Raw genomic sequence first — 24,692 nt, forward strand, 5'->3', positions numbered from 1 at the left:
ACCGGTTTGGGGAGGGGGTTGCGGGGGTTAAGTGAGGCGGCGGGCCGGGGTGTCCTGGCGGGGCTTCTCGTTCGGGGCGATGCGGATTCTCGTGTCGAGGACGGTGGCGCCCTGGGCGGCGACCAGGACCGAGCGGAGGTCCAGGCGGACGACCTCCTCGAGGTCGAGGGTCAGGCGGGACACCCGGTGCAGGAGGTCCTCGATCGCCGGGATGTCCACGGGATCCGAGCCGCGGTAGCCGTACAGGAGGGGCGCGGCTTTCACCTCGCGCACCATCTCCGCCGCGTCGCGGGTGGTGAGCGGCGGCATCCGGTACGAGCGGTCGCCGAGCAGATCCGTCGCGACGCCGGACAGCCCGAACGTCACCACCGGCCCGAACGACACGTCCTCGATCGTCGAGATCACCACCGGTACACCGGGCGGCGCCATCTTCTGTACGACGAACTGCGCCCGCCCCGGATCCGACGCGACCCCGAACGTGTGGGTCATCTCCGCCCAGGCCGCGCGCATGTCGTCCTCGTCGTGGATGTGCCGCCAGATGTCGGCGAGGTCCGGCCGCATCCGCCACTGCTCCGCGGTCGCCTTCAGGATCACCTCGAACCCGAGGTCCGCGGCCCGGTCGACGGCCTCGTCCGCGGACAGCACCGGGAACGCCGGCAGCACCGAGATCCCGTAGAAGGCCAGCAGCCGCTGCCGGTCGGCCTCGTCGAGGTCCGCGCCGGTCGGGTGCCGCTGCAGGAACTGCTCGACGAAGTCTTCTCCCCCGGCGGTGTCGATGTCCGGCAGGTCCGGGATCCGGCTGTCCGACCGGCGCCGCCACTCGGCGTACTGCGTCGCCTTCGCCAGCGCGCCGACGGCGTACTGCGGGTTGAGGAACGAGGGGATCGAGCCGCGCGCGGCACCGCCGTCCTCGTCCGGCACCTGCAGCTCGGCGGGCACGCTCCGGGACGCGAGGAAGGTCGACACCACCGGCTTGTCCGAGCCCGCGGCGGCCGCGGCGAGCACCTGCGCCACCTCGCCGCCGTTCGACTGCACCGGCGGTGTGTAGATCACCACGACCGAGTGCACCTTGTCGTCGGCGAACACCTCGGACAGGGCAAGACCGAAGTCGGACGGAGTCGCGTCGGCGCTCAGGTTCCGCGGCTCCCCCGCGACGTCGAGGCCGCAGCTCGCCATGGTGTCGAGCGCGAGCAGCGTCAGCGCGTCCGAGTTCGAGACGATCGCGACCCGGCGCCCTTTCGGCAACGGCTGGTGGGCGAGCAACTGCGCGACGTCGAACAGTTCGCCGGTGGTGTCCACACCGATCAGGCCGCTCTGCCGGAACATCGACTCGATGCTCTCCGGCGGCAAGTGGCTGCGCCGGACGAGCTGTCCGACCGGCACGCCCTGGGTGGCTCGCCCGGACTTGAGCGCGATCACCGGTTTCCGCCCTGCGAGCCGGCGTGACACCCGGCTGAACTTGCGCGGGTTGCCGAGCGACTCCAGGTACAGCAGGACGACCTCGGTGGCCTCGTCGGAGTACCAGTACTGCATCAGGTCGTTGCCCGAGACATCCGCCCGGTTGCCGGCCGAGACGAAGCTCGACAGTCCCAGACCACGCCCGACCATGTCGGCGAGGATCGGCACACCGAGCGCGCCCGACTGGCAGAAGAACGCGACCCGGCCCTTGCTCGGCATCAGCGGTGACAGGGTCGCGTTCAGCGAGACGCCGCTCGCGGTGTTGATCAGGCCGAGCGCGTTCGGCCCGATCACCCGCATGCCGTAGGACCGCGCGAGACCCACCAGGTACCGCTGCCGCTTGCGCCCCTCGTCCCCGATCTCCGCGAACCCGCTCGAGACCACGACCAGCCCGCGCACACCCTTCGCCGCGCAGTCCAGGACGACGTCCGCGACCATGTCCGCCTTGACCGCGACCACCGCGAGGTCGACGGTGTCCTCGACCTCCCGGATCGTCGGGTACGCCGGGACGCCCTCGATCTCGGACGCTTTCGTATCGGTGTTCACGGCGTACAGCCGACCGGGGAAACCGCCGTCGCGGAGATTGCGCAGCAGCGCGTTGCCGATCGTGCCCTCGCGGCGGCTCGCGCCGATGACGGCGACCGAGGACGGGGTCAGCAACCGCGCGATCGACAGCGCCTCGGACCGTTGCTCGCGGGCCTGCATCACACCGAACGACGTGTCGGTCGGCGCGATGTCGAACTCGACCATGATCACGCCATCCTCGAACTCCCGGGCGACCTTGTACCCGGCCTCGGTGAAGACCGTGATCATCTTGCGGTTGTCCGGCAGCACCTCGGCGATAAACCGGTGGATGCCGTTCTCCCGCGCCGCCTGCGCCAGATGCTCCAGCAGGAGCTGCCCGAGCCCGCGTCCTTGGTGCGCGTCCTCGATCAGGAACGCGACTTCCGCCGTACGCCGGCCCGTGCCCTCGTAGCGTCCGACGCCGATCATCTCGTCACCGACCGTGACGATCAGCGCCAGCCGCTGGTGGTAGTCGACCTGCGTGAACCTCGCCACATCACGCTCGGACAGCTCCGGGTACGGGGCGAAGAAGCGGTAATACTTCGACTGCTCGGACACCCGCGCGTAGAACGCCACCAGCAGCGCGGCATCGTCCGGCGTGATCGGCCGGAGATGCGCGGTCGCGCCGTCCCGCAGGACGACATCGGCCTCGTACTCCGCCGGATAGCCGTCCGGAGGCTCGTGGTCATACTGGTCCGGCACCCAGACAGCGTACTCAAACACCCACTGGAGAGGACCCAATTTGGTCGCGCGGATCGCGCCGGTGCTGGTGTTCCTCGTCGCAGTGACCGTCATCGCCGAGCTGGCCGACCAGGCCAAGGTGTTCGACGTCGCGGCGCGGGAGGCCGCGCATCTCGCCCGCGGCCGGGTCTGGCGTCTCTGGCTACTGGTCGTCGCGCTGGCCGCGGTCCTCACCATCGTGCTGTCCCTGGACACCTGCGCGGTCCTGCTGACACCTGTGGTGCTGTCGATGGCCCGCCAGCTGGACATCCCGCCGAAGCTGTTCGCGTTCACCACCGTCTGGCTGGCCGGTACAGCGTCCCTCCTGCTGCCGGTGTCCAACCTCACGAACCTGCTCGCCCTGCACCCGTTCCGCAAGCTGGATGTCAGCTATCTGTCCGTGAGCTGGCGCCCTGCGATCGCCGCGATCGTCATCACCGTCGTCGTGCTCGCGGCGCTCTTCCACCGCGACCTGCCACGCCGGTACATCGTCCCGCCGACACCTGCGGTCGAGGACAAGATCCTGTTCTGGGGCTCCGCGGCTGTCTGCCTGCTGCTCGGCCCGGCGTTCGTCTCGGGTATCGAGGTGGCTTGGCCCGCGAGCATCGGTGCGGTCGCGCTGGTCGTCCTGTTCGCCGTACGGCGGCGCAGCGTGCTCAGGTGGTCGCTGATCCCGTTCAAGCTGGTCGGCACCGTCGTGGTGCTGTTCACCGTGGTCGGGTTCCTGAGCTCCCACGGCCTCGAGGACCTCCTTCGGCGGGTCGCCGGCACTACCTCGGAGCTGCGCTTGAGCGCGACCGCTGCACTCGGAGCGAACCTGTTCGACAACCTCCCGGCGTACCTCGCCATGGAACCGGTCGCCGCGGACAGCCCGCACCGCATGCTCGCACTGCTCATCGGCGTCAACTGCGGTTGCCTGCTCACCCTGTGGGGCTCGCTGGCCACGCTGCTCTGGCGGGCGCGCTGTGACGCCGCCCGCGTGGACATCTCCTGGTGGTCGTTCCTGTGGCGCGGACTGATTCTCACGCCACTCGTGGTGACGGGAGCTGTCCTCGCGCTGAATAGGTAATGTGCGCCTCATGGCGACGGAGCAGAGTACTTCGGAGGTCACCCGGGAGTTCCGGACGGCGCGCGACTTCCTGGTTGCGCATCGGGACGACTACGAGACGGCGTACCGGGACTTCAACTGGCCGGCGTTCGAGCGGTTCAACTGGGCGCGTGACTGGTTCGACGCGCTCGCCGTCGAGCAGCCCGAGGTGGCGGCGCTGACGATCGTCGAGGAGGACGGCAAGGTCACCTCGCGGACGTACGCCGAGATGGGCGAGCGGTCCCGCCAGGTGGCCGGCTGGCTGACCGAGGCAGGGTTGAAGCCGGGCGATCGCGTGCTCATCGTCCTCGGCAACCAGGTCGAGCTGTGGGAGACGATGCTCGGCTGCATCCGTGCCGGCGCGGTGATGATTCCCGCCACCACCCTGCTCACCGACGCCGACCTCGCGGACCGGATCTCCCGCGGCAACGTCCGCGCCGTCGTCACCAGCGGCGCCGACGCCGGCCGGTACGCCGGGATCGCCGACCACTGCATCCGCGTCGCCGTCGGCGAGCCGACGGAAGGCTGGCTCGCCTACGCCGACTCCGAAATCTACGCAGGCCCCGTGCCTGAGGTCGACACAGCGGCCGACGACTCGCTGCTGCTCTATTTCACCTCCGGTACGACGAGCCAGCCGAAGCTGGTCGAGCACACGCAGGTGAGCTACCCGGTCGGCCACCTGTCCACGATGTACTGGATCGGCCTGCAGCCCGGCGACGTACACCTCAACGTCTCCTCGCCCGGCTGGGCGAAGCACTCGTGGAGCAACGTGTTCGCGCCGTGGAACGCCGGCGCGACCGTCTTCCTCTACAACTACACGCGGTTCAACGCCGAGAAGATGCTGCAGGTGCTGCAGGAGTACGGCGTGACCACGTTCTGCGCGCCGCCGACGGTGTGGCGGATGCTGATCCAGGCGGACCTGTCCGCGGTCGAGGTCCGGATCCGCGAGTGCATCTCGGCCGGTGAGCCGTTGAACCCCGAGGTGATCGAGCAGGTCCGCACCGCGTGGGGCATCACGATCCGGGACGGCTACGGCCAGACCGAGACGACCGCCCAGATCGGCAACCCGCCCGGTCAGCCGGTCAAGCTCGGGTCGATGGGTCGCCCGCTGCCCGGGTACAGCATCGCGCTGATCGACCCGGCCACCGACGAGATCGGCGACGACGGCGAGATCTGCATCGAGCTGGCGCCCGCGCCGGTCCCGCTGATGCGCGGGTACCGGGACGCGCAGGAGCTCACCGAAGAGGTGATGCGGAACGGGTACTACCACACCGGCGACGTCGCGAGCCGGGACGAGGACGGCTACATCACGTACGTCGGACGCTCGGACGACGTGTTCAAGGCCAGCGACTACCGCATCTCGCCGTTCGAGCTGGAGTCGGTGCTGATCGAGCACCCGGCCGTCGCCGAGGCGGCCGTCGTACCGTCGCCGGATCCGGTGCGGCTCGCCGTACCGAAGGCGTACGTCGTTCTCGCCGCGGGCCACGAACCGTCGCGTGAGCTCGCCGGGGAGATCCTCGCGTTCTGCCGCGAGCACCTGGCGCCGTACAAGCGGATCCGGCGGATCGAGTTCGCCGAGCTGCCGAAGACGATCTCCGGGAAGATCCGGAGGGTCGAACTCCGCGCGGACGAGACCGCGAAGGTCGAGAGCGGGACCGGCGGGCAGACGTACGACGAGGCGGACTTCAAGTAAGCGATGTCGTTCCACACCGGGCTCGGCTGGGCCGCCGTTGTCGTCCTGCCGTTGCTGATCGCCATCGGAGTGGGAGCCTCGCGGTACGCCGGGCTCCGGCACGACAAGGGCATCGTCACCGCTGCGCTGCGTGCGGTCGTGCAGCTCGCCGCGGTCGGAGCGGTGGTCGGGATCGCGCTGCAGCACACGCTCGGCGCGATCGCGTTCGTGCTGCTGATGTTCGTGGTCGCGACGGTGACGAGCACGCGACGGCTCCAGCACACCGTCGTCGTCCCGCGGCAGTGGATGTACTGCGCGGCAGCGATCGGGAGCGGAGCGTTCGCCGTACTGATGCTCCTGATCCTGCCGGGCGTCGTACCGCGGAACCCGGCCAGCATCCTGCCGATGGGCGGCATCATCGTCGGCGGCGCGATGACCGCGACCACCCTCGCCGGGCGGCGGGTGCTGAGCGAATACGGCAACCGGTACGGCGAGTTCGAGGCGGGACTGTCGATCGGGCTGCTGCAACCGGACGCGTTCAAGCTCGTGGTCGGCCCGGTCGCGGGTGATGCCCTGCTGCCGGCCCTGGACCAGACCCGCACCGTCGGCCTCGTCACGCTCCCGGGCGCGTTCGTCGGCATGGTCCTCGGCGGGGCCTCACCGACCCAGGCAGCCGCGCTCCAACTCGTCGTACTGATCGGCCTGGTCGCGGCCGAGGCGATCGCGATCCTGGTGGTGACGGAACTCCTGTCACGCTCGACACTTCCCGACGGGCGTACCGTTTCCTCATGAGCGACGACAAGAGCATCTTCAGCCGGATCGACGAACTGGTGGCCGAGGAGCATGAGCTGCGGACCAAGCACGCGGCGGGACAGGTGAACGACACCGACGAGCATGCCCGGCTCCGGGCGCTCGAGGTCGAGCTGGACCAGTGCTGGGACCTGCTCCGCCAGCGCCGCGCCAAGCGCGAGTTCGGCGAGAACCCCGACGACGCCGCCGCCCGCTCCGGCGACACCGTCGAGGGCTACCTCAACTAGATATCCGGACTAGAAACCGCGCAGTTTCCTGGGGGTGATCCGGATCAGGACCGAGTAAGCAGCGTGGAACTGGTCCGGCGTCATCCCGAGGCCGGCGATGTCGGCGGCGTACTTCGTGTTGTACGCCGCCAGCGCGTCGCCGCTGATCGGGTCCGGGTCGATCACCGCCGTACCGGAGACGACGCCGACGTCTCCCCCGGTGTGGGTGGCGTTGAAGTTGACCGTGACCTGCGGATGGCCGGCGATGTTGCGCAGCTTGGCCTTGTCCGGCTCGCTGCTGATCAGGATCTCGTCGTCGTGCCAGAGGAACCACACCGGCGTCGGCGCCGGCGTGCCCGACGGGGCGACGGTGGTCAGCCAAACCACCCGCTCGTCGGCGAGCTGCCGTGTGATTCGCTTGCCGAAGCCGGTGGACGTGTCGATCGTGAACATCAGAGCCCTTCGGAAGAGATCGGTCCGAGACGTCCCCACTCGATCGCCGGGCAGTGGTCCATCACCATCGTGAGACCCGCGGCCGTCGTCCGTGCGTAGGCGTCCTGATCCACTACGTCGAGCTGGAACCACACCGCTTTCGCCTTGATTACCACCGCCTGGTCCGCGATCTCCCCGGCCAGCTCGGACCGCACGAACACGTCCACGCAGTCCACCGGGAACGGGATGTCCGCAAGCGTCGCGTACCCCTGCTCCCCGTGCACCGTCTCGGCCGCCGGATGCACCGGCACGATCCGCTTCCCATGACTCTGCAGGAACCGCGCCACGCCGTACGCCGCCCGGCCGGTGTTGTTCGACAACCCCACCACGGCCCACGTGTCGCACTCGGCCAGGATCTTACGAATCGCCTCGTCCATGACTAGCCCCTCAAATACGTCAGCACTGCGGAAACGCGCCGGTCCAACCCTTCGTCCAACCGCAGCTTGGCGAAGATATTCCCGACGTGTTTGCGGACGGCGGCCTCGCTCACCACCAACTGCTCCGCGATCGAGCCGTTGACGCGGCCCTCCGCCATCAGCGCGAGCACCTCCAGTTCGCGCGGCGTCAGCGCCGACAGCGGCCCGTCGTTCCGCCGCCGCGCCAGCAGCTGCCGCACCACCTCGGGGTCGACCACGGTCCCGCCGTCCGCGACCCGGTCCAGCGACTCGAGGAACTCGGTCACGTGCCCGACCCGGTCCTTCAGCAGGTACCCGATCCCGCCGGTCGTTGTCTCCAGCAACGACGAGAGGTACGCGTCCGCGACGTACTGCGACAGCACCAGGATCCCGATCGCGGGCAGCTCCGCCCGGACCGCAGCCGCGGCCCGCAACCCCTCGTCGCTGTGCCCGGGCGGCATCCGTACGTCGGTGATCACCATGTCCGGCGGGTCCTTGCGTACGACGGCCAGCAGCGCGTCCCCGTCCCCCACGGCGTCCCGTACCTCGTGCCCGGCGCGATCCAGGATGCTGGCAAGCCCCTCCCGCAGTAGCAGCGAGTCCTCCGCCAGCACGATGCTCAGTCGCCGAGTCGGCACGGGCACTCCATCCTCAGTCGGGTCGGCCCACCGGGTGGGCTGTCGACGTCGAGTGTGCCGCCCAGAGCGTCCAACCGCGTCACCAACCCGGTGAGACCCGTCCCCGCACCGAGTTGCGCGCCACCGATGCCGTCGTCCTGCACCGTGATGACGAGCCGGTCGCGGTCCACCCAGCCGGTCACCTCGCACGTCGACGCCTGCGCGTGTTTGGCGACGTTCGCGAGCGCCTCACTGACGACGAAGTACGCCGCAGCCTCGATCGGCCCCGGCAGCCGCGTCGGGATCGACAACTGCAGCGTCACCGGCAGCGGCATCCGATCGGCAACTTCCCGTACGGCGGCCTCCAGCCCGTGATCCACCAGCACCCGCGGATGAATGCCTCGTACAGCGGCCCGCAGATCCGCCAACGCAGCCTCCGCCTCGCCGTGCGCCTTCACCACCAACCGCCGGCCCTCGCCGTCCGGCAGGTCCAGCTCGGCCAGACCGAGTGTCATGGTGAGCCCGACGAGCCGCTGCTGTACACCGTCGTGCAGATGCCGTTCGATCCGCACCCGCTCGGTCTCGAACGCGTCCACCAGGTCCAGCCGGGAACGCCGCAGCTCGGCGAGATTCCGCTGCAGTTCCTCCTGCCGCGGTCCGAGCATCGCCTTCGCCAGGGAGGCCTCCGCTCCGGCGATCACCCCGAGCAGGTAGGAGCTGACCACGTAGAACACCGGCCCGAACAGGACGAGGAACAGGAATCCTTCCTGCGCCGAATCCAGCGTCCACGGCCCCATGCCCAGTTGGTCCTCGTCCGCGATGATCGGCGCCGCGATCGTGATCAGCAGGACCGTCGCACTGATCCCCGCGAACGCGGCGCTGAACGGCCAGACGAACACCCCGAGCACGAAGCCGTACCCGAGGGCCCGCATCGACGCCTGCTCGCGCCGGCGGTATGTCAGCTTCGCCCGCGACGTCAGTCCGGCAGGCAGTTTCGCGTGCGGACTCTTGATGCCCTCGACCAGCATCAGCCCTGCCCGCCGTCGCTCGATCCACCCGATCGCCGCGCCGAGCAGCGGGAACGCCGCCAGCATCAGGATCCCGACCAGGATCGGGCTCAGCAACGCACTCAGCCCGGCCAGCCCGACCAGCACCACGATCGACACCGCACCCATCGGCACGGACGAGAACAGGTACGCATAGCTCCGCCACGGCCACGACGAAATGAGGTAGCGCGGCGACGCCAATGCGGCCCACACGGTCATGGCGACAACCCTAAGCGGGTACCGGCTGCTGGGCGGTAGCGTGCGCGCTACTGCAGGTCTCCCCTGTGGGCCAGGGTCCAGAACGCCGTACGCGGGTTTGCTGGGACTATGACCGCTACTGCGCCCACCTATCCGTACACCGCACCGGCCGGGCCGCCTGCGCTGCTACTGGACAGCATCACCAAGACGTACCGCTCCAAGGCTGGGGCGGTCGACGCGCTGCGCGGGGTGACGTACCACTTCGCGCGGGGCTCGTTCACCGCTGTGATGGGCCCGTCCGGCTCCGGCAAGTCGACACTGCTGCAGTGTGCGGCAGGACTCGACCATCCGACCACAGGCACCGTGGTACTCAACGGAGTCACCCTGCTCGGGCTGAACGAGGTAGAGCTGACGAAACTGCGCCGGGCCGAGATGGGCTTCGTATTCCAGGCGTACAACCTGCTGCCGTCGTTGACCGTGTACGACAACGTGGCGCTCCCGCTGCGGCTCACCGGTCGCCGCCCGGCGCGGAACGACGTACAGCGGGTGCTGGAACAAGTCGGCTTGGAGGGAAAGGCGAAGCGGCGACCTGCGGAGCTGTCCGGCGGGCAGCAGCAGCGGGTCGCCATCGCGCGGGCGTTGATCACGCGGCCGTCGGTGTTCTTCGCCGACGAGCCGACCGGCGCGCTGGACAGCGGCACCAGCCGGCAGATCCTCGGACTGTTGCGGGAGGCAACCGACCGGGTCGGCCAGACCGTGGTGATGGTGACCCACGATCCGGTCGCGGCCGCGTACGCCGAGCGCGTGCTGTTCCTGTCCGACGGGCTGCTCGCCGGCCACCTCGATCGCGCCACGCCCGCGCAGATCGCGGCGGCGATGAGCGACCTGGAGCGGTGATGTTCTTCCTCAGCCGGCAGACCGTCGGCCGTCACCGCTCGCTGTATGCCGGGTCGTTCGTGGCGCTCGCGGTCGGGGTGTTCCTGCTCGGGCTGGCCGCGACCGCGACGGCCGCCACGATCGCCTACCACGGCCCGGCCTCCGCGAGCATCAGCGTCACGACGCTCGGCGGCGACGGTACGGCGCCCCAGAACGTGAAGGTGCCGTTGTCGGACGCCGATGTGTCCGGTTTGCAGACCGTGCTCAGCATGGTCGGGACGATCAGCGGGTTCATCACGGTCTTCGTGATCGCCAGCACGTTCGCATTCGCCGTCGCGTCGCGGCGGCGGGAGTACGGGCTGCTGCGGCTGATCGGAGCGACGCCGCGGCAGATCCGCCGGATGGTGCTCGGCGAGGCCGTCGCGGTCGCGCTCGCCGCATCGCTGACCGGTGCGATCGCGGCTCAACTCGCGACGCCGCTGTTGCTGCGCAAGGCGTCGTACACCGAGCTGGCACCCGTGAAGCTGGAGCCGGCGTCACCGTGGGTTCCGCTGGCGATCGCCGTCGGGGCCGGGTTGCTGGTCGCGATGCTCGGTGCGCGTTCGGCGGCCCGGCGGGCAGGCCGGGTCGGTCCCATCGACGCGTTGCGCGAGGCCTCACTGGAGCCGCCGCGGATCGGGCCGGTGCGGGTCGTGTTCGGGCTGCTGTTCCTGGCCGGCGCGATCACCATGCTGACCCTGATCCGGCCGTCGAGCGGTGAGGGCGCCGTACCGCTCGCGATGTTCACGCCGATGGTGATGGTGATCGCGCTGACCCTGCTCGCGCCCCTCGTCGTACCGCTGGTCGGACGGGTGTGGGCAGTGCCGCTCGTCGCGTGGACGCAGGTGTCGGGGCGGCTGGCGCGGAGCAACGTGCTCGCGGCACCGCGGCGGAGCGCGTCCCTCGCGGCGCCGATCCTCGCCATCTCGGCGATCGCCGGGTCCATGGTGCTGAGCCTCAGTTTTGCCGCGGACAGTGCGGCGGCGACCATCCGGGACGCGGTCCGGGCGCCGATCGTCGTCACCGGCGCCGCACCCGTTGACCGCGCTGGGGTGAAGGCGGTTGATGCGGGTGTGCCTCTTCAGGTGGTGCGGGTCGCGGCCGACTACGCGGAACTCGAGGATGCGGAGGGGATCGATCCGGTCATCGCGTCACAGACCCGGGACCTGACCGTTCGGTCCGGTGATCTCGGCGAGCTGACCGGCAATACGGTTGCTGTCAGCAAGGAGATGGCGGGTTTCGAGGGCTATCGCGTCGGCGCCGAGGTCCCGGTGGTCTTCCCCGACCGGAAGCCGGTGAAGCTTCGAGTGGTCGCGATCGTGAAGGACGCGTTCGGGGTGAACCCGTCGTTCCTGATCCCGCTCGAACTTGCGCGCGAACACGCACCGCAGGCCCGGACGGAGCGGAGTTTCGTACTGCCCGCCGACGGGGTTGCTCCGGCCGATCTCGTGCAGCGGATTCCCGGTGCGCAACTCGCAACCGACTGGGAGGCCGACCAGGCGGAGGGTCTGCGGAAGGGGAACCGGCTGGGGCTCGTCATGCTGCTCGGGCCGGCCGCGCTCTACAGCGCCATCGCGATCGCCAACACGCTCCTCATGGGCAGCCTGCAGCGCCGTCACGAGTTCGTCACCTCGCGATTGCTCGGTGCGACGCCGGCGCAGCTACGGCGCATGGTGCTCTGGGAGTCGTCGCTGGTCGGAGCGGTCGCTCTCAGTCTCGGGGCCGCGATCACGATCACGGTCGGTGTTCTCGTACGACATTCGATGACATCAGGCGTCGCCGACGTACCGATCACCGTGCCGTGGGGCATCCTGCTGGGCATCGGCGGACTTTGTCTGACGCTGGCGGTAGGGTCCGCTCTGGCCCCGACTGCGTACCTCCTGCGGGTCGTGGCCGGGCAAAACGCAATTCAGCAGGGACAATAGGTACGGCGCCGGACCGTCGCGGCGTCCGTACCGCTTGATCGAGGAGTTCGTAGACCCGCATGGCACGCCGTACCAGCACCGCCGAACCCGAGGACTTCGAGGAGCACATCCTCGACATCGACGTCTCCGACGAGATGCGTACCAGCTACCTGGAGTACGCCTACTCGGTGATCTACTCCCGGGCGCTGCCCGACGCCCGGGACGGGCTCAAACCGGTCCAGCGGCGGATCCTGTTCTCGATGGCGGAGAACAACATCCGCCCCGACCGCGGCCATGTGAAGTCGGCCCGCGTCGTCGGTGAGGTCATGGGTAAGTACCACCCGCACGGCGACGGCGCGATCTACGACGCCCTGGTCCGGACCGCCCAGCCGTGGTCGATGCGGGTGCCGCTCATCGACGGCCACGGCAACTTCGGCTCCCTCGACGACGGCCCGGCCGCGATGCGCTACACCGAGTGCCGGATGGCGCCGCCGTCGATGGCGATGACGACCGGTCTGGACGAGAACGTCGTCGACTTCAAACCGAACTACGACGGCCAGGAGACCGAGCCGTACGTCCTGCCGGCCGCCTTCCCGAACCTGCTGGTCAACGGCGCCGCCGGGATCGCGGTCGGCATGGCCACCAACATGGCCCCGCACAACCTGGTCGAGGTGATCCAGGCGCTCCGGCACCTGATCAAGACGCCGGGCGCGGACCTCGACGACCTGATGCGGTTCATCCCCGGGCCGGACCTGCCGACCGGCGGCAAGATCGTCGGCCTGGAAGGCATCAAGGACGCGTACGCGACCGGCCGCGGCAGCTTCAAGATGCGCGCCACCGCCCGCGTCGAGAACGTCACCCCGCGCCGCAAGGGCATCGTGGTCACCGAGCTGCCGTACTCCGTCGGTCCGGAGAAGGTGATCGAGAAGATCAAGACCCTGGTGCAGAGCAAGAAGCTCCAGGGCATCGCGGACGTCAAGGACCTCACCGACCGGACTCACGGCACTCAGCTCGTCATCGAGGTCAAGAACGGCTTCGTCCCCGAGGCGCTGCTCGAGCAGCTCTACAAGCTGACCCCGCTCGAGGACGCGTTCCACGTCAACAACGTCTGCCTCGTCGAGGGACAGCCGCGCACCCTCGGCCTGAAGGAGCTGCTCGAGGTCTACCTCGAGCACCGGTACGACGTGACCCGCCGGCGCAGCGAGTTCCGCCGGAAGAAGGCCCAGGACCGGCTGCACATCGTCGACGGCCTGCTGATCGCGATCCTGGACATCGACGAGGTCATCCAGGTGATCCGCAGCAGCGACGACTCGGCCGAGGCCCGGGCCCGGCTGATCGAGATCTACGACCTGTCCGAGGTCCAGGCGAACTACATCCTGGACATGCCGCTGCGCCGGCTGACGAAGTACTCCAAGCTCGAGCTGGAGACCGAGAAGGGCGAACTGGAGCGCGACATCGAGGCGCTGACCGCGATCATCGAGGACGTCGCGCTGCTCCGCAAGACGGTCTCCGACGAGCTCGCCGAGGTCGCGAAGACGTACGGGACGCCGCGGCGGACCGTGCTGCTGGAGTCGTCCGGCGCGACCAAGACGGCCGCCGTGCCGCTGGAGGTCAGCGACGACCCGTGCTGGATCCTGATGAGCTCGACAGGGCTGCTCGCGCGGACCAACGGCGTGGAGCCGTTCGGTCCCAGCGACTCGCGCGCGAAGCACGACGCGATCGTGTCCGCGGTGAAGAGCACGGCCCGCGGGCAGTACGGCGTGATCACCAGCGCGGGCCGCTTGATCCGGCTCGAGTCGCTCGACCTTCCCGCCGTACCGACGACCGCGAACGCGCCGAACCTGCAGGGTGGCGCGCCGATCGCGGAGTTCGTGTCGCTGGATCCGGGCGAGAAGGCGCTGGCTCTGACCACGATGGATCCGGACTCGGTCGGTGTCGCTCTCGGTACGGCGGGTGGCGTCGTGAAGCGCGTCGTACCGGATCACCTCAGCAACCGCGACTCGTGGGAGATCATCGGTCTCAAGGACGGCGACGAGGTCGTCGGAGCGGTCGAGCTGACCACCGGTGACGAGGAGCTGTGCTTCATCACCTCCGACGCGCAACTGCTGCACTTCCCGGCGTCGGCCGTGCGGCCGCAAGGGCGGACCGCGGGCGGTATGGCCGGCGTACGGCTCGCCGCGAAGGCGAAGGTGGTCTTCTTCGGTGCCGTGGACACCGCGCGTGAGGCGCAGGTCGTGACCATCGCGGGCTCGTCGTCCGCGCTGCCGGGGACCGAGGTCGGCGCGGTGAAGGTGACGCCGTTCAGCGAGTACCCGGGCAAGGGCCGCGGGACCGGCGGTGTGCGTTGCCAGCGGCTGCTGAAGGGCGAGGACGGCCTGCTGCTCGGGTACGTCGGCACGGCGCCGGTGAAGGCCAGCGCGAACAGTGGTGCACCGGTCGAGCTGCCACCTGTCGACATGCGGCGCGACGGATCCGGCGTACCGGTTGCTCAGCCGATCGCTGCATGCGCTCCCGATCTGGCAGGCTGACCTCTGTGAAGAGAGTGCTCGCGCTGTGCGCGGTCGTGGTACTTGCGGTGGCGGGCTGTAGCGACAAGAAGGACACCGGCGGGAACCAGCCCACCGCAGACGCGGTCGGGCTGCTGACCGACGTCAAGAAGACCATCGACGAGGCCGCCAGCGTGCACATCGTGCTGACCGGCCGCGACCTGCCGGACAGCGGGAACACGCTCGCCAGCGGTGACGGCGTCGCGACGCACGCGCCTGCGTTCAAGGGCAAGCTGACCGTGCGATCGTCCGGTTCCCCGATCGACGCCGACGTGGTGGCGGTCGGAAGCAAGGTCTACGCCAAGGTGTCGTTCTCCCCCAGCTACATCGAGCTCACGCCGACCCAGCTGGCCGGGCTCGGCGCACCCGACCCCGCGATCCTGCTCGATCCGGCGAAGGGCCTGACCGCGGTCCTGCCGACGCTCAAGGACGCCAAGGTGAAGGGCGAGACCCGCGACGGCGCGAAGGTCCTCACCGAGGTCACCGGCTCCGTCGAGGGGAAGTCTCTTCAGGGCATCTTCCCGAAGGCCCCGGCCGACCAGAGTTTCCCGAGCACCTTCAAGATCGACAAGAGCAGCAAACAACTGATCTCGGCGACCATCACCGGCCCGTTCTACTCCGGTGCCACCAGCAGCTACGACGTCACCCTGGACAAATACGGCGAGAAGATCGAAATCACGAAGCCGTGACCCCGAGGACCCGCCTCACGCTGGCTTCGATCGCCGTTGCGTTTGCGGCAGCCGATACGTACGTCGTCGTGCTGGCGTTGCCGGACATGATGGCCGGGGTCGGGCTGTCCGCGGACGAGTTGCAGCGGGCGGCGCCGATCATCTCCGGGTTCCTGCTCGGGTACATCGCCGTACTGCCGCTGATCGGGCGGATCGCAGACGTTGCCGGTCGGACGCCGGTGCTCGTCGGGGCGCTCTTGCTGTTCGCGGTCGGGTCGCTGATCACGGCCGGTGCCTACGACCTGCCGCTGGTGGTAACCGGTCGGTTTCTTCAAGGGGTCGGCGGCGGCGGGCTCGTGCCGGCGACGCTGGCATTGGTTGCGGACCTGTGGCCGGCGGAGCGGCGCGGGTTGCCGTTGGGCGTGGTAGGGGCAGTGCAGGAGCTGGGCTCCGTGCTCGGTCCGTTGCTGGGTGCCGTCGTACTCGCGGTAGCTGACTGGCGGTACATCTTCTGGCTCAACCTTGTCGTCGCCGTCGTGCTCGCGCTACTGCTTCGCGGCCGCTGGCGACCACGGCTCTCGGGCGCCGTCGGGTTGCTCGCTTGCCTTGCGCTCGGGCTGACACTCACAGCACCGGATCGACTCGCGTCCGGCGTGACGCTCGGTCTGCCCTTTGTGCCCTTCACCGGAACGTCCCGGCTGCTCACGCCGATCGGGGTCGTCACACTGGTACTGGCGCTTGTCTGGCTCGGCCTTGTGCTCTGGCGGACTCGTGGACACCTGGCCGCAGTGCTCTCGCGAGTCGACCTCGTCGGTGCGCTGCTGCTCGCGCTGGCACTGGCTGGTGTCGTGCTCGCTTTCGCGACGGCGGATCCCGAGCGCGAGCTGATGTCGCCCGCTGGACCGTGGCTGCTCGTCGCGGCGGCCGTGTTCGCCGTCGCCTTCGCGCTGTGGCAGCGTCGTACGGCGGCCGCGATCGTGCCTCGTGGCCTGCTGGGTGGTCGCCCGGCCTGGGGCTCGTTGGTGGTCAGTTTTCTGATCGGATGCGCGCTGATCGCGGCGCTGGTCGACGTACCGGTGTTTGCTCGCACGACGCAGGGCGGTGGACAGCTGGCGGCCGCGCTGGTGCTGCTGCGGTTCCTGATCGCTTTGCCGGTCGGCGCGGTCATCGGCGGGTGGCTGACACGGCGCCATGGGCTCGGATTGATCACCGGTGCCGGGCTCGGCTTGTCCGGGGCGATGTTCGTCGTGATGGCGTTCTGGAGCCGTACGGCGCTGGATCACTGGCCGGCGACCGTCGTACTGCTCGTCTGCGGCTTCGGGTTCGGCCTGGCGCTGTCACCGCTCAACACCGCCATGCTCGGTGCGACGCCCGCTGACAGCCACGGCCTCGTGAGCGCGCTCGTCGTGGTCGCGCGGATGGTCGGCATGCTCGTCGGGGTCTCGGCGCTGACCGCGATCGGGCTCCGCCGGTACTACGCGATTGCCGACGGCATCAAATCGCCCAACGAGCTCTGCCCGACCTCTCCCGGCGACTGCCGCCCGTTCGTCGACGCGCTCCGCGACGCGGCGGTTTCACAAGTTCACGTGATCTTCGCCGGGGCCGCTGTGTGCGCGTTTCTGGCCGCCGTCCTGGGCGTCCTGCTGCTCGGGCGGCGTGGCGTACTGCACACATGATGATCATCATGAGGGACAGGCGTCTCAGGTCGCGTAACGTGAAGCCGTGACACCTGGGACCTCTGCTCCTGCCGCCGGCCTGTGCTCGACGTTCTGTCGGGTACTGCAGGAGCCGTTGCCCGGTACGGCGGTGGTCGCGACCGGATGGGTCGTCGTCGAGCAGCCCGGCCCGTGGGGTGCGAAGGCACCAACACAGAGTCACCTCGACCCGGAATTCGGCGGATCCTTCGACGACGAGTGCAAGAAGGTCGACGTACGGTTCGGCCTGATCCGCTCCCCTGGCCGGCACGCGGACTCGGTCGAGCGGGCACACCAGGTGTTCGTCGCCTCCACGAGGCCGGGGAATTCGTGGCTGCTCGGCGGCCAGGTCGCGGATCCGTCCGAGCTCAGCGACCTCGACCTCGGCGCGGTCGCCCGTGGTGATCGCGCGGCAGCTGTCGCGTCACTGCCCGTCCTGACGCCGCTCGACGAACCGATCGTGCTGGTCTGTACCAACGGGAAGCGCGACGAGTGTTGTGCTCTGCTCGGACGGCCGTTGGTGTCGGGGCTGGCCGAGCGCGTGCCAGGCCGGGTCTGGGAGGCCAACCACCTCGGCGGGCACCGGTTCGCGCCGACCGCGACGTACCTGCCGGCCGGAACCATGCACGGGCATCTCACAGTCGACACGGCGGTCGAGGTGCTGGCCGCGGCCGACCGCGGCGAAACAGTACTGACCGGACTGCGCGGCCGGTCCACCTGGACCAAGCGCGGTCAGGCCGCCGAGGTCGCCGTACGTTCATTGATCGGAGATCTGTCATTGGATTCGTTGGCGGTCGTCGGCGAAGGCGCCGACACCGTCACTGTCCAGCATGTCGACGGGCGGGCATGGATCGTGCCGGTCACCAGTGCACCAGCCGATCCACCCCGTCCGGACTCTTGCGGAAAGGAACCGTTCGCCATGTCGATTCTGCACGCCGGTACCCCAGTGTCAGGCCCCATGTCAGGCCCGATGTCAGGCCCAATTTCAGGCGCAGCCCGATGAGCGGGGGGTTCGACGACCTGCTCGCCGCCAACGCCGAGTACGCCGCCGACTTCCACTACGGCGGATTCGACGGCATCGCCCATGCCGGGATCGGCGTGGTCACCTGCATGGATTCGCGGATCCCGCCGCTGGAGATGCTCGGTCTCAAACCCGGTGACGCGAAGGTCCTGCGGTCCGCCGGCGGGCGGGTCACCGAGGTCACCATGACCGGCCTGGTCCTCGGCGTCCAGCTGCTCGGCGTCCGGCGGATCATGATCATCCCGCACACCCGCTGCGCGATGGCCGCGATGTCCGAGGACGACCTCCGCGCGAAGGTCGAACTGGCTGCCGGGAAACCGGCCGGTTACCTGCCGATCTCGGTCATCCCCGACCAGCTCGAGGCCCTCCGCCGCGACGTCGCCGCGGTCCGCGAACACCCCCTGATCGGCCAGGACATCCTCGTCGGCGGCTTCATGTACGACGTGGACAACGGCCGCCTCACCCAAATCGACTGACCCTCTCGGCGGGGCACCGTCAGAAGAGCCGGGGTTATCCGCTCGTGTGCAGGGTTCTCCCCTCGGGTATCAGTAGAGAACCCATCACGCGAGGGGATAACCCGTCGTCTGCTCGACGGGTGGCCACTGTTCCTGTCCGGGGTAGGTGGTGTCGATCAGGGTTCGAGGGTGACCTTGCCGGTGTCGAGTTCGTAGTAGGCGCCGGTCAGTTGGAGTTTGCCGGACTTCTCCAGTGGGGCGATGACGGGTGATTGGCGGAGTTCGGCGAGGACGTGGGTGACGTTCGCGTGGACGGCGTTGGTGAGGCGGTCGCCGGGTTTGCCGAAGGTCTGGCGGACGGCCGGGGCGAGGGTGTCCACGAGGTAGCCGAGCTTGCCGGGGTGGCTGGTGGGCTTGTCGAGGGCCTTGATGGTCGCGTCCAGAGCGCCGCAGCGTTGGTGGCCGAGGACGAGCAGGAGCGGGGTGTGGAGCTCGGTGACTCCGAACTCCAGGCTGCCGATCACGGACCGGTCGAGCGCTCCGCCGGCGCTGCGTACGACGACCAGGTCGCCGAGGCCCTGGTCGAAGACGAGCTCGATCGGTACGCGGGAGTCGACGCAGCCAAGGATCGTCGCGAACGGGTGCTGTCCCTTGCTCACCGCGATCCGCCGAGCGATCCCCTCGTCGAGATCCTGCTCCTGCGCGGCGACGAACCGCGCGTTTCCCGCCAGCAACCGCTCGAGCGCCTGCTTGCCATCAGCAACCACATCCGACGTGGGCGGGTGTCTTCCGATCGCACCCGCCGACGTGTGCGGCCCATCACCTCCCACCGATGCGTCCGGCTGACCGCCTCCCGGCGACGTGCTAGGACCGGCTTCCGTAGTGCAGGCGGCGAGGGCACCCGCGCCCACGGCGGCGCCGAAAGCGGTGAGGATATGGCGGCGGGACGGGGTCTTCATCGGCGGGTCTCCTCACGCACGGACGGCCGGGCGGTGCCGTCTCATCGACCGTAGCAGATTGCATACAGTCTGCAGTACCCACGAACACTGAGGATCTCTCGGATCCCGCCCGGAAATCTGATAGACACCCCTTATGAGACTCCGCCCCAGCTCATTCCACCGCTCCCTGGTCGCCGGCGCCCTGGCGCTGACCGCCGTACTTTCCGGACCGCCGATCGCTCAGGCACTTCCGGCCACCGCGCCCGCCTTCCGCGGTGGACCGGTCACCGGCTGCCTGGACCAGTCGATCGTCGGCACGGTCGAGGAGCAACGACTCAGCCGAGGTGTCAACGGCGGTCCGTCAGTGCCCGCCGAGATCCTGCGCCGCTCAGGCTTCGACCGCCAGGTCGACCTGTTCACACAACTCCTGTGCCGCGTCCCCAGCCGCCAAGCCGCAGCAGCCCTCGTACGCACGCAAGGCGAGGCCCTCTGGCGTACGGCGACCCACCGCGCCCAGCGCACCCCGCAAGGCACTGATGCGCTACCCGCGACAGACGACCGCGGCCTGTACTGGGCGCGCATCTCAATGGCCCTCACCCTGCGCCAATGGCAACCAGCCTTCGGCCTCGGTACGACGGAACGGGCCAACCTGATCCGCTCGTTCGAGTACGCCTCCCGCGGCATCACCAGTACCCGTTTCACCCCGGGCGTCCGCAAGATCCTCGTCACCGGTTTCGACCCGTTCACGCTCGACGCGGACATCCGGATCGGCAACCCCTCGGGCGCCAACGCGCTGACGCTCGACGGCCGGCGCTGGCGGGTGAACGGCACGACGTACGAGATCCAGACGGTGATGTTCCCGGTCAGATACACCGACTTCGACGAGAGCATGGTCGAGAACGCGCTCGCACCGCACTACCGCCCCGGCGCGCAGCACGCCGACCTCGTGATGACGGCGAGCCAGGGCCGGGTGGGCATCTTCGATCTCGAGGTCTTCAACGGACGCCGGCGTTCGGTCAGCTCGATCGGCGACAACAACAACCTCTGGGGCGGCGGCACGATCAGCGCCCCGGTCGTCTCCCCCAGCATGCCGGCAGGCCCCGAGTGGCTGACCTCGAGCCTGCCGCTCGCGCGGATGGCGCAGACCGAGGTCCCGCCGTTCCGGACTCGTGTGAACACCTCCGTGCTGGAGATCCCCGTCGGCGAGACCACACCGGTGCGCCGGCCGGACGGTCCCACGGCCGGTTCGATCGCCTCCGAAGGCACCGGCGGCGGGTACCTCTCCAATGAAGTTGCCTACCGCAACACTCTGCAGCGCGACCTGCTCGACCCGTCGATGCCGGCCGGCCATCTGCACGTCCCGGTGCTGTCGTTCGACCTCGCGAACAAGACGGCGATCACCGACCCCACCTACGAGGCGAACCGCGACGCGATCGTCGCCGGCGCCCACGCGATCCTGCGCGCCGCCCTGTCATGATCAGAATAGTCGCCATGTGATCACTATTCTGATCCCAGCTTGAGGATGTCGGCCGCCCGTACGTTATATGTCGACTCTTCGACATTCAGTCCAAGCCGCCCGCCTGGGCAGCGTCCTCGAGCATGCCACGCAAGAGGCGACCACTAAAGTGATCACCACCGTACCTAAAGTGATCAGAATTGTGTGCATGAAGTACCGGCTGAACGGTTGCTGGAGGCAACGTCATTCCGCCAAGATGACCGGGAACGCCTTCAGCACCGAGTCGAACTGATGGTCGGGGGCGGGGGCGTCGGTTGCGTGCCGGTTTCCGATCTGGATCGTGTGGAGGCCTGCCGCGATGCCGCCGGCGATGTCGTGGGAGGGGTGGTCGCCCACCATCCAGCCGCCGTCGAGGGTTGTGCCGGTTCGGGTTGCGGCGAGTTCGAAGATTCGCCGGTCGGGTTTACGGATGCCGACTGTTTCGGAGACGCAGGCGTAGTCGATGGCGTCGGCGATCTGGGTGTACTCGAGTTTCAGGTTCTGCTGGACGGTGCCGCCGTTCGTCACCACCGCGACGCGCCACCCGGCTGCCCGCAAGGCGGCCAGTCCGTCGAGCACGGGCTGCTCGACCCAGGCGAACAACGGATGTTCCTCGTCGTACGACGCCACCAACTCGTCCACCGGAGCAGCGAGTCCGAACCGCGCCCGCGCCAGCTCGAACAGCTCCGCCCGCGGCCGGAACCCACTGTTGTCATGAGCAACCAACCAGTCGACACCGGACTCCCCCACCCCATACAAGCCCGCCCACCACCGAGCCCACTTCAAAAACGCCCCGTCCCGATCAATCAGCGTGTTGTCCAAATCAAAACAAACCAACCGGGACATCCGCTCCACACCCCACCCTCACACACCGGAGCACCCCAACCCACAGCCGACACCACCTCAGCCGACGAGCATGGACGCCCAGGCCATCACAACTGGTGACTGCTGGCACGCGCGAGCGTGCATCCGCCCGGCGACAAGCAATTGTGATGGGCTGGGTGTCCGCCTCAACTCAGACGTCGATGCGGTTTTCGTCCAGTTCGTAGGCGCCTTGGACGAGGAACTCCTTGCGGGGGGCCACGTCGTTGCCCATGAGGAGGTCGAAGACCTTGGCGGCGGCTTCGGCGTCGTCCACCGTGATGCGGCGGAGGGTGCGGTGCCGGGGGTCCATGGTGGTTTCGGCCAGCTGGTCGGCGTCCATCTCACCGAGACCCTTGTAGCGCTGCGGTGGCTCCTTCCAGCGGACGCCCTTCTTCATCAGTTCGGCCGTCTTCCGCTGGTACTCCGAGTCGCTGTAGGTGTACAGGTACTTGTCCTGCCCCTTCTTCGGGTTCGTCAGCTCGAACCGGTGCAGCGGCGGTACGGCGGTGTAGACGCGGCCCGCCTCGACCAGCGGCCGCATGTACCGGAAGAACAGCGTCGCGAGCAGCGTCCGGATGTGGGCGCCGTCGGAGTCGGCGTCCGCCATGAAGATGATCTTGCCGTAGCGCGCCTGCTCGAGGTCGAACGTACGGCCAGAGCCGGCGCCGACCACCTGGATGATCGACGCGCACTCGACGTTCTTCAGGACGTCGCTGACCGACGCCTTCTGCACGTTCAGGATCTTGCCGCGGATCGGCAGCAGCGCCTGGAACTCCGAGCTCCGCGCCAGCTTCGCCGTACCGAGCGCGGAATCACCCTCGACGATGAACAGTTCGGAGCGGTCGACATCGTTGCTGCGGCAGTCCGCGAGCTTCGCCGGCAGCGCCGACGACTCCAGCGCGGTCTTCCGCCGCTGCAGCTCCCGGTGCTGACGCGCGGCGACGCGGGTCCGGGAGGCCGCGACGACCTTCTCCAGGACGGCGCGCGCCTGCGCCTTGTGCTCCCGTTTCGTCGATGTCAGGAACGATTCGAGTTCGGTCTGCACGACCTTCGCCACGATCCGCGACGCCGCCGGCGTACCCAGCACTTCCTTCGTCTGCCCGTCGAACTGCGGCTCGGCCAGCCGCACCGTCACGACCGCGGTCAGACCCTCGAGTACGTCGTCCTTGATGATCTCCTCGCCGCTCTTCAGCAGCCGGGTGCCGTCTAGTGCGTTCGTGAAACTCTTCGACAGCGCCCGCTCGAACCCGGCGACGTGGGTGCCGCCCTTCGGGGTCGCGACGATGTTGACGAACGACCGCACCTCGGTCTCGTACCCGTCGCCCCAGCGCACCGCGATGTCGACGTCCAGGTCCCGCTCGACGTCGGAGGGGGTCATGTGGCCGGCGTCGTCGAGCATCGGCACGGTCTCGGTGAAGTGCCCCGTCCCGGCCAGCCGGATGACCTCGGTCACCTTCTGGTCCGTCGCCAGGAACTCGCAGAACTCGCTGATCCCGCCGTCGTGCTTGAAGGTCTCCTCGGTGACCTCGTCGCCGCGCTCGTCGCGGATCACCAGCTCGAGCCCCGGCACCAGGAACGACGTCTGCCGCGCCCGGGTGACCAGCTCGTCGTAGTTGAAGGTCGCGTCCTTGGTGAAGATCTGCCGGTCCGCCCAGTACCGGATCCGGGTGCCGGTGACGCCCTTCTTCGCCCGGCCGGCCTTGCGCAGCCCCTTCGCCGGGGTGAAGCCGGCCCCGGCGCCCTCGCCGTCGAACTCACCCGCGACACCGCGCCGGAACGACGTCGTCCAGATCACGCCGCCACGGTCGACCTCGACGTCCAGCCGCGCCGACAGTGCGTTCACCACCGACGCGCCGACGCCGTGCAGACCGCCGGACGCGTTGTACGACCCGCCGCCGAACTTGCCGCCGGCGTGCAGCTTGGTGAACACGACCTCGACACCGCTGAGCTTCGTCTTCGGCTCGATGTCGACCGGGATCCCGCGCGCTCGGTCGACGACCTCGACCGAGCCGTCCTTGTAGAGCACGACGTCGATCCGGTCGCCGTGCCCGGCCAGGGCCTCGTCGACGGCGTTGTCGATGATCTCCCACAGGCAGTGCATCAGGCCGCGGCTGTCAGTGGACCCGATGTACATACCGGGCCGCTTCCGGACCGCCTCGAGACCTTCGAGGACGAGCAGATGGCGGGCGTTGTACGCCGGGTCGATCTCGGTACTGCGAGGCGTCGGGGCGGCCACAGGGCTCCTTCACTGGATTGCCACACTTACACACCGCAGCTTATGCGGCCGCACCCCCAAAACGTGGCAGGCGGGGCCCGTGACGACTGGCGGGTGGGTACCGGAGATGCGTGTCGCGACAGGTATCGATCCGGACTCGATTAAGAGTGGCGTACGACACTCCGAATCCGAGCAGACGGTGACGGCTCCATGGCGCACAGTGAGAGAAGAAGCACCCCGCCTCCGTGTATCACCAGAAATCGCCCGAAGACGAAACGATTCCGCGTCAGCAAGCGTCATACGAGGACAGGTGGTTCGTCTCACATACGGACACGTTGTCCCCACCGGGAAGCGATCCGCATGTCAGGATGTTGCAATCTGGTGAGTACGGAACTAGATGAGATGAGGCCTCAATGACTACAGCACTCGCCCCGAGTTCGGCGCTGTCTGCCGCGGATCGTTGTGACCGCTGCGGTGCGCAGGCCTACGTCCGAGTCACCCTGACCAGCGGTGGGGAGCTACTTTTCTGCGCCCACCACGGCCGCGAGCACTCGGAGAAGCTGCGCGACATCGCGATCACCATCCACGACGAGACCGGTCGGCTCGAAGCCACCCCCACGGTCACCGTAGACGACGAGCGGTGACCCACACGCTGTTCTAAACGCGCCAGCGCCGGCGCCAAAGTCATCACAGGCTTCGATGGCGGTTCACC

21 protein-coding genes are annotated in these 24,692 nt (G+C 68.7%); 13 read left to right on the forward strand and 8 right to left on the reverse strand.

Annotated elements, in window-relative coordinates:
* Window positions 1-27 precede the first annotated feature (27 nt).
* The gene (locus EV137_RS02600; protein WP_166679755.1) at window positions 28-2,724 is read right to left on the reverse strand and encodes a bifunctional acetate--CoA ligase family protein/GNAT family N-acetyltransferase; all 2,697 of its coding nucleotides are present in this window, start codon (window positions 2,722-2,724) and stop codon (window positions 28-30) included.
* A 40-nt stretch (window positions 2,725-2,764) separates the two neighbouring features.
* On the opposite strand from EV137_RS02600, the gene EV137_RS02605 reads away from it, so the two are divergent.
* From EV137_RS02605 to EV137_RS02620, 4 genes are read left to right on the forward strand one after another with little or no spacing between them, the layout of a single operon-like run.
* A complete protein-coding gene (locus EV137_RS02605; protein ID WP_134126272.1) occupies window positions 2,765-3,811 on the forward strand; it encodes an ArsB/NhaD family transporter in 1,047 nt (348 codons plus the stop codon).
* A gap of 10 nt (window positions 3,812-3,821) precedes the next feature.
* Window positions 3,822-5,522 (forward strand): AMP-binding protein, encoded by a 1,701-nt coding sequence (locus EV137_RS02610; RefSeq protein WP_134126274.1) that lies wholly within the window; start codon window positions 3,822-3,824, stop codon window positions 5,520-5,522.
* A gap of 3 nt (window positions 5,523-5,525) precedes the next feature.
* Entirely contained in the window at window positions 5,526-6,293 is a 768-nt protein-coding gene (locus EV137_RS02615) for an ABC transporter permease (RefSeq protein ID WP_134010106.1), read from the forward strand.
* The gene (locus tag EV137_RS02620; protein WP_133789323.1) at window positions 6,290-6,538 is read left to right on the forward strand and encodes a DUF2630 family protein; all 249 of its coding nucleotides are present in this window, start codon (window positions 6,290-6,292) and stop codon (window positions 6,536-6,538) included. The genes EV137_RS02615 and EV137_RS02620 overlap by 4 nt, the downstream gene beginning before the upstream one ends.
* A 9-nt stretch (window positions 6,539-6,547) precedes the next feature.
* Here EV137_RS02620 and EV137_RS02625 read toward each other — a convergent pair whose 3' ends face one another.
* Genes EV137_RS02625 through EV137_RS02640 form a run of 4 tightly spaced genes read right to left on the reverse strand, consistent with a single transcriptional unit; the run spans window position 6,548 to window position 9,286 of the window.
* The gene (locus EV137_RS02625) at window positions 6,548-6,970 is read right to left on the reverse strand and encodes a TIGR03667 family PPOX class F420-dependent oxidoreductase (RefSeq protein WP_134126276.1); all 423 of its coding nucleotides are present in this window, start codon (window positions 6,968-6,970) and stop codon (window positions 6,548-6,550) included.
* The gene (locus tag EV137_RS02630; RefSeq protein ID WP_134126278.1) at window positions 6,970-7,386 is read right to left on the reverse strand and encodes a CoA-binding protein; all 417 of its coding nucleotides are present in this window, start codon (window positions 7,384-7,386) and stop codon (window positions 6,970-6,972) included. The genes EV137_RS02625 and EV137_RS02630 overlap by 1 nt, the downstream gene beginning before the upstream one ends.
* A gap of 2 nt (window positions 7,387-7,388) precedes the next feature.
* Window positions 7,389-8,042, reverse strand: coding sequence for a LuxR C-terminal-related transcriptional regulator (locus tag EV137_RS02635; protein WP_134010100.1), 654 nt, complete (start codon window positions 8,040-8,042; stop codon window positions 7,389-7,391).
* Complete coding sequence (locus EV137_RS02640) at window positions 8,024-9,286, reverse strand: sensor histidine kinase (RefSeq protein ID WP_134010098.1); 1,263 nt, start codon at window positions 9,284-9,286, stop codon at window positions 8,024-8,026. The genes EV137_RS02635 and EV137_RS02640 overlap by 19 nt, the downstream gene beginning before the upstream one ends.
* Window positions 9,287-9,394: 108 nt before the next feature.
* Between EV137_RS02640 and EV137_RS02645 the strand changes: the two genes are divergently transcribed.
* From EV137_RS02645 to EV137_RS02675, 7 genes are read left to right on the forward strand one after another with little or no spacing between them, the layout of a single operon-like run.
* The gene (locus EV137_RS02645) at window positions 9,395-10,162 is read left to right on the forward strand and encodes an ABC transporter ATP-binding protein (protein WP_134010096.1); all 768 of its coding nucleotides are present in this window, start codon (window positions 9,395-9,397) and stop codon (window positions 10,160-10,162) included.
* Window positions 10,162-12,105, forward strand: coding sequence for an FtsX-like permease family protein (locus EV137_RS02650; protein WP_134126280.1), 1,944 nt, complete (start codon window positions 10,162-10,164; stop codon window positions 12,103-12,105). The genes EV137_RS02645 and EV137_RS02650 overlap by 1 nt, the downstream gene beginning before the upstream one ends.
* Window positions 12,106-12,164: 59 nt before the next feature.
* Window positions 12,165-14,612: a DNA gyrase/topoisomerase IV subunit A gene (locus EV137_RS02655; RefSeq protein ID WP_134126281.1), complete on the forward strand. Its 2,448-nt coding sequence runs from the start codon at window positions 12,165-12,167 to the stop codon at window positions 14,610-14,612.
* 5 nt (window positions 14,613-14,617) lie between these two features.
* Window positions 14,618-15,319 (forward strand): LppX_LprAFG lipoprotein, encoded by a 702-nt coding sequence (locus EV137_RS02660; RefSeq protein WP_134010090.1) that lies wholly within the window; start codon window positions 14,618-14,620, stop codon window positions 15,317-15,319.
* Window positions 15,316-16,974 (forward strand): MFS transporter, encoded by a 1,659-nt coding sequence (locus tag EV137_RS02665; RefSeq protein ID WP_134126284.1) that lies wholly within the window; start codon window positions 15,316-15,318, stop codon window positions 16,972-16,974. The genes EV137_RS02660 and EV137_RS02665 overlap by 4 nt, the downstream gene beginning before the upstream one ends.
* Window positions 16,975-17,020: 46 nt before the next feature.
* Window positions 17,021-17,995 carry a ferredoxin family protein gene (locus tag EV137_RS02670; RefSeq protein WP_134126286.1) on the forward strand — a complete coding sequence of 325 codons (975 nt, stop codon included), beginning with the start codon at window positions 17,021-17,023 and terminating at the stop codon, window positions 17,993-17,995.
* Window positions 17,992-18,489, forward strand: coding sequence for a beta-class carbonic anhydrase (locus EV137_RS02675; RefSeq protein ID WP_134010084.1), 498 nt, complete (start codon window positions 17,992-17,994; stop codon window positions 18,487-18,489). The genes EV137_RS02670 and EV137_RS02675 overlap by 4 nt, the downstream gene beginning before the upstream one ends.
* A 155-nt stretch (window positions 18,490-18,644) precedes the next feature.
* Here EV137_RS02675 and EV137_RS02680 read toward each other — a convergent pair whose 3' ends face one another.
* Window positions 18,645-19,427: a carbonic anhydrase gene (locus EV137_RS02680; RefSeq protein WP_134126288.1), complete on the reverse strand. Its 783-nt coding sequence runs from the start codon at window positions 19,425-19,427 to the stop codon at window positions 18,645-18,647.
* Window positions 19,428-19,560: 133 nt separating this feature from the next.
* Between EV137_RS02680 and EV137_RS02685 the strand changes: the two genes are divergently transcribed.
* Window positions 19,561-20,883, forward strand: coding sequence for a pyroglutamyl-peptidase I (locus EV137_RS02685; RefSeq protein ID WP_134126290.1), 1,323 nt, complete (start codon window positions 19,561-19,563; stop codon window positions 20,881-20,883).
* Between the two features lie 222 nt (window positions 20,884-21,105).
* Here the strand turns inward: EV137_RS02685 and EV137_RS02690 are convergent, their stop codons facing one another.
* Both EV137_RS02690 and EV137_RS02695 read right to left on the reverse strand, forming a co-directional pair.
* Window positions 21,106-21,747 carry an HAD family hydrolase gene (locus EV137_RS02690; RefSeq protein WP_134126292.1) on the reverse strand — a complete coding sequence of 214 codons (642 nt, stop codon included), beginning with the start codon at window positions 21,745-21,747 and terminating at the stop codon, window positions 21,106-21,108.
* A 169-nt stretch (window positions 21,748-21,916) separates the two neighbouring features.
* Complete coding sequence (locus tag EV137_RS02695) at window positions 21,917-24,001, reverse strand: DNA gyrase/topoisomerase IV subunit B (RefSeq protein ID WP_134126294.1); 2,085 nt, start codon at window positions 23,999-24,001, stop codon at window positions 21,917-21,919.
* A 392-nt stretch (window positions 24,002-24,393) separates the two neighbouring features.
* On the opposite strand from EV137_RS02695, the gene EV137_RS02700 reads away from it, so the two are divergent.
* Complete coding sequence (locus tag EV137_RS02700) at window positions 24,394-24,624, forward strand: DUF7455 domain-containing protein (protein WP_133789309.1); 231 nt, start codon at window positions 24,394-24,396, stop codon at window positions 24,622-24,624.
* Window positions 24,625-24,692: the final 68 nt, after the last annotated feature.

Source organism: Kribbella pratensis (assembly GCF_004366075.1).
Taxonomy (GTDB): domain Bacteria; phylum Actinomycetota; class Actinomycetes; order Propionibacteriales; family Kribbellaceae; genus Kribbella; species Kribbella pratensis.